This window comes from Pseudarthrobacter sp. NIBRBAC000502771 (assembly GCF_006517215.1).
Lineage (GTDB): Bacteria > Actinomycetota > Actinomycetes > Actinomycetales > Micrococcaceae > Arthrobacter > Arthrobacter niigatensis.
In genome coordinates this window covers 3,102,588-3,114,685 of the sequence record NZ_CP041187.1, presented here as the reverse complement: position 1 = coordinate 3,114,685, position 12,098 = coordinate 3,102,588, and the positions used below count along the sequence as shown (strand labels likewise).

At 67.6% G+C, this 12,098-nt stretch carries 8 protein-coding genes; 1 reads left to right on the top strand and 7 read right to left on the bottom strand.

Annotated features, from left to right (window positions below; genetic code table 11):
• Positions 1–59: 59 nt before the first annotated feature.
• From holA to leuS, 5 genes are all read right to left on the bottom strand, one after another.
• Positions 60–1,076 (bottom strand): DNA polymerase III subunit delta, encoded by a 1,017-nt coding sequence (gene holA, locus NIBR502771_RS14565; RefSeq protein ID WP_141160375.1) that lies wholly within the window; start codon positions 1,074–1,076, stop codon positions 60–62.
• Positions 1,010–2,932: a ComEC/Rec2 family competence protein gene (locus tag NIBR502771_RS14560; protein WP_246839681.1), complete on the bottom strand. Its 1,923-nt coding sequence runs from the start codon at positions 2,930–2,932 to the stop codon at positions 1,010–1,012. Before NIBR502771_RS14560 ends, holA begins: the two co-directional genes overlap by 67 nt.
• A gap of 200 nt (positions 2,933–3,132) precedes the next feature.
• Complete coding sequence (locus NIBR502771_RS14555) at positions 3,133–3,999, bottom strand: helix-hairpin-helix domain-containing protein (protein WP_141160373.1); 867 nt, start codon at positions 3,997–3,999, stop codon at positions 3,133–3,135.
• A 231-nt stretch (positions 4,000–4,230) separates the two neighbouring features.
• Positions 4,231–5,226 carry a DegV family protein gene (locus NIBR502771_RS14550; protein ID WP_141160372.1) on the bottom strand — a complete coding sequence of 332 codons (996 nt, stop codon included), beginning with the start codon at positions 5,224–5,226 and terminating at the stop codon, positions 4,231–4,233.
• Between the two features lie 87 nt (positions 5,227–5,313).
• Positions 5,314–7,839, bottom strand: coding sequence for a leucine--tRNA ligase (gene leuS / locus NIBR502771_RS14545; RefSeq protein WP_141160371.1), 2,526 nt, complete (start codon positions 7,837–7,839; stop codon positions 5,314–5,316).
• 288 nt (positions 7,840–8,127) lie between these two features.
• Between leuS and NIBR502771_RS14540 the strand changes: the two genes are divergently transcribed.
• Positions 8,128–9,639 carry an FAD-dependent oxidoreductase gene (locus NIBR502771_RS14540; protein ID WP_141160370.1) on the top strand — a complete coding sequence of 504 codons (1,512 nt, stop codon included), beginning with the start codon at positions 8,128–8,130 and terminating at the stop codon, positions 9,637–9,639.
• Positions 9,640–9,725: 86 nt separating this feature from the next.
• Here the strand turns inward: NIBR502771_RS14540 and glpK are convergent, their stop codons facing one another.
• Positions 9,726–11,240, bottom strand: a complete 1,515-nt coding sequence (gene glpK, locus NIBR502771_RS14535; protein WP_141160369.1) for a glycerol kinase GlpK — start codon at positions 11,238–11,240, stop codon at positions 9,726–9,728.
• A gap of 42 nt (positions 11,241–11,282) precedes the next feature.
• Positions 11,283–12,032, bottom strand: a complete 750-nt coding sequence (locus NIBR502771_RS14530; RefSeq protein ID WP_141160368.1) for an MIP/aquaporin family protein — start codon at positions 12,030–12,032, stop codon at positions 11,283–11,285.
• Positions 12,033–12,098: the final 66 nt, after the last annotated feature.

The following is a 12,098-nucleotide window of genomic DNA, read 5'->3' as shown; positions in this document are numbered from 1 at the left end:
GCACGCCGTCGGACGTCGCCGGGACATCGCGGGGCGGGACGCCTAAGAAGGGTTAGGCGCTATCTTCCCTGGACGGACATGGCAATTACCGTGACGGCATGCTCGACGGCGTAGACGGGGTCCCGGGACAAACCCTTGACCTGCGCGTCCGCCTCAGCCGTGGCCTGGATGGACCGCACCAGGCCCTCGGGGGTCCAGCGCCGGACGTCCCGCTGCGCCTGCTCCACCAGCCAGGGCTGCATGCCCAACTCCGCCGCTATCTGCGCAGACGAGCCGGAGGCGCCAGCCACCCGCGCGACCGTCCGCAACTTCGAGGCAAGTGCGGCCACCAGCGGAACCGGGTCGGCGCCGGTGGCCAGGGCGTGCCGCAGTGTGGAGAGGGCAACGGGGGCGTTTCCTGCCATGGCTGCGTCCGCCACCTTGAAGGCAGTAGCTTCGACCCGGCCGCCGTAATACTTGTCCACGGTGTCGGTGGTGACCGTGCTGCCGGCATCGGCGATCAACTGGGCGCACGCGGCAGCAAGTTCTGAGAGGTCTGCCCCCACGGCATTCACCAGCGCCTGCACGGCGTCCTGGTTGATGCGGCGTCCGGCTGCCTTGAACTCCGCGGCAACGAACTGGACCTTGTCCGTGTCCTTCTTCAGCGGTTGGCAGTCAACCACCGGCCAGCCGGCCTTCCTGACGGCGTCAAGGAGCTTTTTCCCGCGGATACCGCCGGCATGGCGAAGAACGACGACAGCGTCCTCCTCCGGATGCTGAAGATACTGGAGCGCGTCGGCGAGGAAGGCGTCATTCATGCCCTCCACGGCTTCCACCTCGATCAGCTTGCTTTCGCCGAACAGCGACGGGCTCACCTGCATGCTGAGGGTCCCGGGCTCATACCCGGCCGCATTGATGCGGCTGACTTCCACGTCCGGTGCTGCCGCCCTGACCTGGGCGCGGATCGTGTCCATGGCCCTGATGCCCAGGTACTCTTCGGGCCCGCTCACCAGGACGATCCGGGCCGGGGCTACGTCCCGCCAGGAAGTTGTGTTCGATGCCGGGGAGCGGGATGCTCGCTTTTGCGCAGCGGCCATCGAATGTTCCTTCCGGAGGTTTTATTGCAATAACCAAGCCTGCCACGTCTGTGCCCGCGGTCCAAGCTGCCCGGGTCCCGGAGACCGGTCAGCCGCCGCCCGGCACCGTCCAGCAACACTACGGTTGCGGCGTGAGCCTTCCGGATCAGCCGCACAACCCTGCGGGGCCGGGCCACCGCCCAGAGCGCAGCCAGCGACAGGACTGACAGCAGCACCATGGACAGCATGCCGGGCACCCCTTCCGGCCATGGCAGCGCCGAGCCCGGCAACTGGGCAGCGAGCCTGGCCGTGGCGGCAACGCCGGCACTGAAGGTTCCGGCCACGGCTATCAACGCCGTGGCGGCCCAGGGCAGCACCACCACCAGGGGCACCGCGGCAGTTCCCAACAGGGTGACCGGAGCCACCAAGGGCGACGCGACGACATTTGCCGCCAGCGAATAGGTTGAAAACTGGGGCTGCAGGAGCACGATGACGGGTCCGCACAGCAGCTGGGCGGATAAGGGGACCGCTAGTGCCGCGGCTGCCCACCGTGGGACTGCCGCGGGAATCCAGCCGATGATCCGCCGGCCCAGGATGATGATGCCGAGCGTGGCCAGTACGGAGAGGAGGAACCCGAAACTCGAGCCCAGCGCCGGGTCGGCCAGCAGGAGCCCCATAACGGCGAGGCAAAGAAAACTCAGCCCGCGTCCTGACCGTCCACCGGCCAGGGAGGCCACCCCGATGGCCCCCATCAGGGCTGCCCGCAGGACACTGGCATCGGGCCCAACCAGGACGACGAAAAGGGCCAGGCCCCCAAGGGCAGCGGCCGCAGCCAGTACTCGCGGCAGCCGGAGCCGGCGGCAGAGGAGCAGCAGTGCCCCAAGCACCAGGCTGCAGTTTGCCCCGCTGACAGCGGTAAGGTGGGTCATGCCCACGGCCTTCATGGCGTTGTTCAATCCCTCGTCCAGTGCACTGGTGTCCCCGGTAACCATTCCCGGAAGGAGTCCGCTGGCATCGGGCGGCAGGAAGGCCGCGGCGGCGACGAAACGCTCCCGAAGTTTCCTGGCGGACCCTTCCAGCAGTGATCCGCCCACCGCGGGGCCGGGCGGGGTGGACGCTGCCAGGTTTCCGGCTTCCGGACCTCCGGGGTCCGCCGCCCGCAGCTTGCCCGCTGCACGCAGCGTCTGCCCCGGCACAACGCCGCCCCATCCCTGCCCGCCCATCACCACCAACCGGGCGCGGGTCCGCACATGGATTCCTCCCGTCGTCACTTCCTGTGTCCACACCGGCACGGACCAACGTCCGTCCGACCCGCCAGGACCGGCGACAGCCCGGGGAGTTCCTGCTACCTCGACGACGGCGACAGCGGACTTTCCGGCTGCGACCGCCTCGGCAAGCGGTCCGGTGAACCGCTGGCTGGAGGCTGTGGCAGAGTGGGCCGCGGCCGCGCCCGCCAGCAGCAGGGCCACGCCCGCAGCGGCCGGGAAGCTTCGAACCCGCGGGCGGGACACGGGATTACGGCCCCCACCGACGGCGTTGGAGATCCGCCGCGCCCCGCCGCCCCTGGCCGCCCGGGCGAGCACGAGGCCGCCGACTGCAGCCAGGGTGCAGCACAATGCGGCAAGCTCGGTGGGCGGGAGCCACAGCCCTGCCAGCGATGCCGCCCACACCAGGGCCGCCGGGAGGGCGAGCCGGAGGTCCATGCGGCGGCGAGGTTGCCCGGAACCTGCTTCCTTTTCCGCCTCGGCCCCGCTGCGATCGGCCATCTGCTTGCGGACGTGGGCCGCGCCCTGCGCCAGGAGCCCTTGCAGTACCTTGCGGTGCCGTCCGGGCAGGCCACGTGACTTCAGGCGTCCCCGGATTGGTGGCGGCCGCACTCCCCCGGAACGGGACTGTGGTGTGGCAGCCTGCACTGTGCCTGCGGGGGTCCCGCCCTGCTGTCCGGGTCCGGCGCCCTGAACGGCAGATTCAACGAACCGGCGCCAAGGACTCCCAGGCCCTTCTCCGCCGGTGGACGCGCCCCGCCCCGTCTGCCCGGCCCCTTCCGTCCTGCCCGTGGTCGCAGACATGGGGCGCCCTAGACCGTTACCAGGGGCAACAGGGCTTCAAGCATCTTCGGCCCGACGCCATCCACCGCATCCAGTTCTTCGATGCTCTTGAAAGGTCCGTGGTCCTTCCGCCAGTCCACAATCCGCTGGGCGAGCACCGGCCCGACTTTTGGCAGCGTGTCCAGCTCCGCAGCATCCGCTGTGTTGAGGTTGACCTTCCCGCCGTGTGCCCCGGATTGCCCGCCGGCGGGACCAGCGCTGCCTGGAACAGGATCCTCCGCACCCGCACCCTCCGGTCCTGCCGGCAGTGGCTCCCCACGCTGCGGCACGTAGATCTTCTGCCCGTCCTCCACTACGAGGGCAAGGTTGAGCCGGTTCACGTCGGCGTCCTGGGCGGCGCCGCCGGCGGCAGCAATGGCGTCATCAACCCGGCTGCCCTGCTGGAGCCTAATGACGCCGGGCGCCGCCACAGACCCTGCAACATGCACCACCACAAGCCCGCCGGCAGGATCCGCAGGTGGCGTACGGTCGGGATCAGCTCCAGCCTCTCCTGCACGTCTGCCGTCAGAACTGGCGCCGCTGAGCGGCAGGACTTCCGGGGATGCCAAACCTGCCTGCCACCAGAACCAGGCTCCAGCCGCCACCGCCAAGGCACCCAGCAGCAGGGCAACCCGCAGTCCTATCCGCCACCGGAGAGACGGCGCTTCGGCTGAACCGGCCTGGGTATTGCTGCCGGTTTCGGTTCGGGCGGCCCCGCCGGCGCCGCGGTACTCGAAGCCACCGGGGCCGCCTCCATCCTCCAGGAGCCCGGCGGGGGCCTCTCCCAGTGCCGCCTGCAACCGGTCCCTCGCATGCCTTGCCTGCTGACGTGCTGCTCCAGCATCCCGGCGTGACATGGTCCCACCCTAGGAACCTCCGGTGGCGCGCCGCACCGGGCCAATGATGCTATGTGGAAAGGTGCGCACCTTGTGCTCCGGGAGCACGCATGATCTCCTCCAGGCTCCGGCTGCCGTCCCGAACTGGAACGTCGCTGATGGGGGCGACGCTACGGATTCCGGCGAATGGCCGCCAGAAGAGGCCAGGGGCCCTGCAGTTGGTGTGGCAGCGTGCCACCCACTGTCACCCGCTTAGCTGGGCCCTCCACCGCCATGAACCTGGGCCGACCTGCCGACAATCACCGCAAGGACCCCGAGGCCGGCGTGCGCTGCCAGGACCGCGGGAAGGGAGCTGATCTGCGCGGGCAGACAACCGGGAAGCGCCGCTTCAAGCCTGGCAGCCAGGCCTGCAGCCTCCTCCTGGTTGCCGAAATGGTGCACGGCGAGGACGACGGAATCATCCGGCTGCGGTGCAGCCGCGGCCACGACGATTTCCTCGAGGCGTGCCACGGCCCTGGCCGCTGAGCGCACCTTTTCCAGCGGGACGATCCTCCCGCCGTCGACTGCCAGGATCGGCTTGATGGCGAGCATGGTGCCCAGCAGCGACGCCGCTGCCCCGATGCGTCCGCCGCGTCGCAACTGCTCAAGGCTGGGCACGTAGAAGAAGACCTGGGTGTTTTCCGCCTGGGCCGCTGCAGCCGCGGCCACCTCAGACCGGCCTGCACCGGCTGAGGCGGCTTCAACGGCAGCCTGCACCGCCAGTCCCTGCGCCATGCCCACGGTGCGGGTGTCCACCACGTCCACGGGAATACCCACCCTGCCGGCGGCCAGCCGCGCCGCGTCAGCCGTGCCGGAAAGTTCGCCCGAGATATGCACCGAGACAATTCCATCGAAGCCCCGAAGTTCCGCGGCCCGGTAGGCCTGCTCGAACTGTCCCGGCGAAGGCCGTGACGTTTTGACCGGAGTCCCGGCAGCCAGCGCAACGGCAATGGTCTCGAGGATGTCGTCTTCGCCCTCGCCGTAGATTTCGGCGCCCACCATGACGGGCATCGGAGTCACGGTGAGGATCCCATACGGGGGAAGTCCGCTGACGTAGGCCGCCGGCAGGGCAGCGGCTGAGTCGGTGACGACGGCGGTCCGCACCACAGCGCCTGGGCCCGGACGCCTGGACCCCGGCCGGACGGCCGGACGCAGGCCCGACAGCCGAGCACGGACCCACGGCCAGGCTGCGGCATTACTGTCGGGCAAGGTGCCTCCTGGAATCGGCGTCCGGCTCAACCGGCACCGGCCGCCGGAAAGCTTCCGACGGCCGGTAAATCACTGCGGGTACAGCAACTAGGCCGGAACGATGTTCACCAGCTTAGGGGCACGGACGATCACTGTCCGGATGCCCCGGCCGTCCATGGCCCGCTGGACGTTCTCCGACGCCAGGGCCAGCTCGCGCAGCTGGTCCTCCGAGACGTCCGGGGACACTTCCAGCCGGTCACGGACCTTGCCCTGCACCTGGACGACGGCGGTCACCGTGTCCTGGACCAGGAGGGCGGGATCGTGGGCCGGCCAGCCGGCGTTGGCAACCGATGCAGGGTGCCCCAGCAGGTTCCACATGTCCTCGGCAGTGTACGGCGCGAACAGGCTGAGGATCACGGCCACTGCTTCCGCGGCTTCGCGGACCGCGGGGTCCCCGGCACCCGCCCCTGAGTCGATTGCCTTGCGGGTGGCGTTGACCAGCTCCATGAGCTTGGCAACCACCACATTGAACTTGTTGGCGTCCAGCAGTTCGGCGGCATCGGCGATGGTGCGGTGGGTGACGGACCGCAGCCCACGGTCGCCGGCGGCGGCGTCCGCACCCGGGGCACTCGCCACATCCTGTGCCAGGCGCCAGGCCCGGGCCAGGAACTTGGCTGAGCCGGACGGCGACACGTCGGCCCAGTCCACGTCGTCCTCGGGCGGGGAGGCGAACACCATGGTCAGGCGGACGGCGTCCACGCCGAACTTGTCCAGCTGTTCGCCGAGGTCAACGCCGTTGCCCAGGGATTTGCTCATGGCCTTGCCGCCGTTGAGGACCTGGCCCTGGTTCAGCAATGCACTGAAAGGTTCGTCGGCATCGATCATGCCCAGGTCGTGGATGACCTTGGTGAAGAAGCGGGCGTACAGCAGGTGGAGGATGGCGTGCTCCACGCCGCCCACGTACTGGCCCACCGGCATCCAGTCATTGATCTTCTGCGGATCGAAGGGGCCGTCGGTGTAGTGCGGCGAAACGAAGCGCAGGAAGTACCAGGACGAGTCAACGAACGTGTCCATGGTGTCGGTGTCCCGTTTGGCCGGCCCGTTGCAGGTGGGGCATTCCACGTTGACCCAGGACTCGGCTGCCGCAAGCGGCGAGGTGCCCTTGGGTGCCAGGTCCTCACCGCGGAGGTCCGCGGGCAGCGTGACCGGCAGCTGCTCGTCCGGGACGGGAACTTCGCCGCAGGACGGGCAGTGGATGATGGGGATGGGCGTGCCCCAGAAGCGCTGGCGGCTCAGCAGCCAGTCCCGGAGCCGGAAGTTCACGAACTTCTCGCCGGTCCCCTGCTTCTCCAGCATGGCGATGGCGGCGGGGATGGCCTCACCCTTGGGCATGCCGTCCAGCTCGCCGGAGTTGATCAGGGTCCCCTCCCCCGCCGTTGCGGTGCCGGACACGGCCGGGTCCTCCTCGCCGGTGTCCAGGACCGCGCGGACCGGCAGGCCGAAGGCCCTGGCAAAGTCGAGGTCGCGCTGGTCGTGGGCCGGCACGGCCATGATGGCGCCGGTTCCGTAATCCGCCAGGACATAGTCGGCAGCCCACACGGGCAGCTTCTCCCCGTTCAGCGGGTTGATGGCGTAGCGGCCGGTGAAGACGCCGGTCTTCTCGCGCTCGGTGGACTGGCGTTCGATCTCCGAGAGTGCCTTGACCCGTTCGCGGTATTCGTCCAGGGCTGCGGCGTGTTCGTCAGTGACAAGTTCGACGGCGAGCGGCGCGTCCGCAGCGACCACGAAGAAAGTTGCCCCGTACAGGGTGTCCGGGCGTGTGGTGAAGACCGTGACGTCCCTGGCGGGCTTGCCGCCGTCGGCCTCGATCACGAAGTTCACGTGCGCACCCTCGGACCGGCCGATCCAGTTCTTCTGCATGGCCAGGACACGCTCGGGCCAGTGGCCGCGGAGCTCGTCCATGTCATCCAGCAGGCGGTCGGCGTAGTCGGTGATCTTGAAGTACCACTGGTTCAGGGACTTCTTGGTGACGGTGGTGCCGCAGCGCTCGCAGGCGCCGTTGACTACCTGCTCGTTGGCCAGGACGGTCTGGTCCTTGGGGCACCAGTTGACCGGGGAATCTTTCCGGTAGGCCAGCCCGCGCTCGTAGAAGCGCTTGAACAGCCACTGGGTCCAGCGGTAGTACTCGGGGTCTGAGGTGTGCAGGCGGCGCGACCAGTCGGCGGAGATGGCGTACCGCTTGAAGGACGCTGCCTGGGTATCGATGTTGGCGTAGGTCCACTCGCTGGGGTGGGCGTTGCGCTTGATCGCGGCGTTCTCCGCGGGCAGGCCAAAGGAGTCCCAGCCGATGGGGTGCAGGACGTCGTAGCCCTTCTGCCGCAGGTAGCGGGCCACGACGTCACCCATGGCGAACGCCTCGGCGTGGCCCATGTGCAGGTCGCCGGACGGGTACGGGAACATGTCAAGCACGTAGCGGCGCTCCCGCGACCCGTCGTCCACCGGGGTGAAAACCTTGAGGTCTTCCCACACCTGGGGCCACTTGGCCTCCATGGCGGCGAAACTGTAGGTGCCCTCTTCAGGCTCCGCCGATACTGTTGTTGCTGTTCCGGTCTCTGTCTCCGGCTGAACGCCCACTGCTGCCCTCTTCTGTTCTGTTACGGCATCTGTGCTGCCATAACGGCCTGATCCTCCTGCTGCCGGCCCGGTGCCATGCCCCGGACACACAAAAGCCCCTCTCCATGGAGGGGCTGCCGCTCAGCTGTCCGATAATCGGAGCCGGCGGCTAACTAAGCAGAAGGATCGCACGCATGGATATACTTTAGCGCACCGGCCCGGCCCCCGCCTCAGCCGGGCCTAACGGCCCGTTGCATTGGCCGGGGCAAGCGCGCATGATCATCCCACAACGTTGGGAGGCGGCACACCATGTCAGAGGCAACCACCGCCGGTCCTGCTGAAGGACAGCCACTCTCCCTCTGGCTGGCAACAACCGGAGCCACCGACTTTCCGGTCCTGCACGGCACCGTGGAAGTGGACGTGGCAGTCATCGGTGGAGGCATCGCCGGGCTGACCGCAGCGCTGGCCCTGAAACGCTCGGGGCGCTCGGTGGCCGTCCTCGAAGCCGGCCGGATCGGCACGGGCGTCACTGGCCACACCACCGGCAAGGTGACCTCCCTGCACCGCCTCGCCTACACGGATCTGCAGCGCAGCCACGGCTCGTCGGCTGCCCGCGTTTACGGAGCAGCGAACCAGGCCGCCCTGGAACATATCGGCCGCACAGTGGCGGCCGAAGACCTTTCCTGCGGATTCCGCCGCGTTGCCAACTACACCTTTGCGGCAGGTCCCGAGGCGCTGCCGGAGGTACGGGCGGAAGCCGGACTTGCGGCCACCCTCGGCCTTCCGTCGACCTTCACTACCGACGTCCCCCTGCCGTTTCCGGTGGCCGGCGCCGTCCGGTTTGACGGCCAGGCCCAGATCCACGCGGTCCAGTACCTTCAGGGGCTGGCCGGAAAGGTGGACGGCGGCGGCAGCTTTGTCTTCGAACGGACACGCGCGGTGGATCTTCGCGAGGGCACGCCCGTCACCGTTGCGGCCGCGACAGGAACAGTGCTGGCCGGGGACGCAATCGTGGCCACGAACGTCCCCTTCGGAGACCATGGCCGATTTGAGTCACTTTGCCGGCCGCACCGCTCATACATCGTCGCCGCGCCGGTTGATACGCCTCCCCTGGACGCCACCTTCATCAGCGCCGATGAACCCATGCACTCGCTGCTGACCGTGCGGCTGGACGGGACTACATACCTGCTGGTTGGCGGCGGAGGCCATCCCGCCGACGAGCAGGTTGATCCGGCACCGCGCCACGCCGCGCTCGCCCGCTACGCGCGCAGCCACTTCGGGGCCGGCAGCGTGTCCTACCGCTGGTCCACCCAGGATGCCCTGCCCCAGGACGGGCTGCCCTACGCCGGGCCGCTGAACCCTGACAGCCGGCACGCGTTCGTGATCACCGGCCTGCGCAAGTGGGGCCTGACCAACGGTACGGCCGCAGCATTGGCACTGGCTGACCTCCTCAATGGCACTCCCAACGCGTGGGCCGCCCTGTTTGACAGCAACCGAGCGCCGCGGCGGCCCACAGCGCAGGCACCCCCACGGGCCGGGGACAGCGTTTCCCACACTGACTCCGCAGCGCGGGCAGCTGACCTCGCGCCGGGCGATGGAACGGTGCTTGACGCGGACGGAACCAGCACGGCCTGCTACCGGGACGAGGCCGGACACGTCCACGCAGTGTCGGCTGTCTGCACCCACCTGGGCTGCACGGTGGGCTTCAACCGGGCAGACCGGACGTGGGACTGCCCCTGCCATGGCTCCCGGTTCGATGTGGACGGCAAAGTCATCCAGGGTCCGGCCACTGAAGATCTGCCACCGCGGCCCGTTCCCTGACATCCCCACGCTTAGGCGAATTTAATCCCGGACACGGCAAGGGGCCGCCCCGCCGGAAAGGCAGGACGGCCCCTGGGTTGAAGAACCTACTTGACGTCCTCGTCCACCCAATCCATGGACTTGGTGACCGCCTTCTTCCAGAGCCGCATCTGGCGTTCCTGCTCGGCCTTGTCCATCTGCGGTTCCCAGCGCTTGTCCTCGGACCAGTTGGCCGAGCACTCGCCCAGGTCCTTCCAGAAACCGACGGCCAGGCCTGCCGCGTAGGCAGCACCCAGTGCGGTGGTCTCAATGACCTTCGGACGGATGACCGGCACGCCCAGGATGTCCGCCTGGAACTGCATCAGGGCGTCATTGGCCACCATGCCGCCGTCGACCTTCAGCTCGCTCAGCGGCACGCCGGAGTCCGCGTTGACCGCATCCAGCACCTCGCGGGTCTGGAATGCGGTGGCTTCCAGCGCTGCCCGGGCGATGTGGTTCTTGTTGACGAACCGGGTCAGGCCCACAATCGCGCCGCGGGCATCCGAACGCCAGTACGGGGCGAACAGGCCGGAGAACGCCGGAACGATGTAAACACCGCCGTTGTCCTTGACTGATGCAGCGAGGGTTTCCACCTCAGGGGCGCTGCCGATCATGCCCAGGTTGTCCCGCAGCCACTGGACCAGCGAACCGGTCACCGCGATGGATCCTTCCAGCGCGTAGTGGGGTTTGGCATCGCCCAGCTTGTAGCCCACCGTGGTCAGCAAGCCGTTCTTCGAGTGGACGATTTCCTCGCCGGTGTTGAAGATCAGGAAGCATCCTGTGCCGTAGGTGTTCTTAGCCTCGCCCGCATCAAAGGCTGCCTGGCCGAAGGTCGCTGCCTGCTGGTCGCCCAGGATCCCGGCAACCGGTGTTTCGCGGAGCAGCTGCGAACTGTGGACGCTGCCGTAAACCTCGGACGAGGACTTGATCTCCGGCATCATGCTGCGCGGCACGCCAAAAATGCCCAGGATCCCGTCGTCCCACTGCAGCGTCTCCAGATCCATGAACAGGGTGCGGGAGGCGTTGGTGACATCGGTGACGTGGACACCGCCGTCGACGCCGCCCGTCAGGTTCCACAGCACCCAGGCGTCCGTGTTGCCGAACACCAGGTCGCCGGCCTCTGCCTTTTCCCGGGCGCCGTCAACGTTGTCCAGGATCCACTTGATCTTCGTGCCGGAGAAGTAGGTGGCCAGCGGAAGGCCCACCTTCTGTTTGAAGCGGTCCGCTCCGCCATCCTTGGCCAGTTCATCGACGATGTCCTGGGTCCGGGTGTCCTGCCACACGATGGCGTTGTAGACCGGCTTTCCCGTGGTCTTGTCCCACACCACCGCGGTTTCGCGCTGGTTGGTGATGCCGACGGCGGCAATATCGTGCCGCGTCAGGTTTGCCTTCGAGAGGGCCGAACCGATCACCTCGCGGGTGTTGTTCCAAATCTCCGAGGCGTCATGCTCCACCCAGCCTGCCTGCGGGAAGATCTGCTCGTGCTCCATCTGGCCGGAGGAGACAATGGCGCCGCTGTGGTCAAAGATGATGGCGCGGGTGCTGGTGGTGCCCTGGTCGATGGCGATTACGTACTGGTTCATAATGACGTCCTTGTCTTGTTGATCGAGCTGTTTGCCGGGGGCTTAGGAGGCGGCGGTGATGATGATCGGAACGATCCTTGCCACAATGCCGGCGAGGGCGCCGCCGACGAGCGGGCCAACCACCGGAATCCAGGCATAGCTCCAGTCACTGGAGCCCTTGCCTTTGATGGGAAGCAGTGCGTGGGCAATGCGGGGTCCGAGGTCACGGGCCGGGTTGATGGCGTAGCCGGTGGGGCCGCCGAGGGAAACACCGATGCCGACAACGAGCAGCGCCACAGCCAGGGGGCCAAGCCCCGAGGGGGTACCGCCGAGAGTCAGGATCACGAAGACCAGGACGAACGTGCCGATGATCTCGGTGATCAGGTTCCATGGGGTGGAACGGATGGCAGGGCCGGTGGAAAACGTACCCAGCTTGCCTGCGGGCTCTGGCTCGTCATCAAAATGCTGCTTGTAAGCCAGCCAGCAAACCACTGCACCGAGGAAGGCCCCCACCATCTCGCCACCAAAGTAGGTCAGCGTGGTGCCGAAATCAACAGCGACTCCCGGGGCGTACTCGGCCTTGCCGTTGAGCAGCAGGCCCAAGGTCACGGCCGGATTCAGGTGGGCACCGGACTTGGCGGCGACGAAGACACCACAGAAGACAGCGATACCCCACCCCCATGTGACCATCAGGAATCCGCCGTTGTTGCCTTTTGTCCCCCGCAAAGCCACGTTGGCAACGACGCCGCAACCCAACAGGGTCAGCATGCCCGTGCCAAAGACTTCGGAGAGGAAGACTATTCCTAGAGACATCTTTGACTCCTTCTTTGTTTAGTTGTCGGTCTTTCGCTGGTGAAGGACCGTTGGGCCGGGACGCTG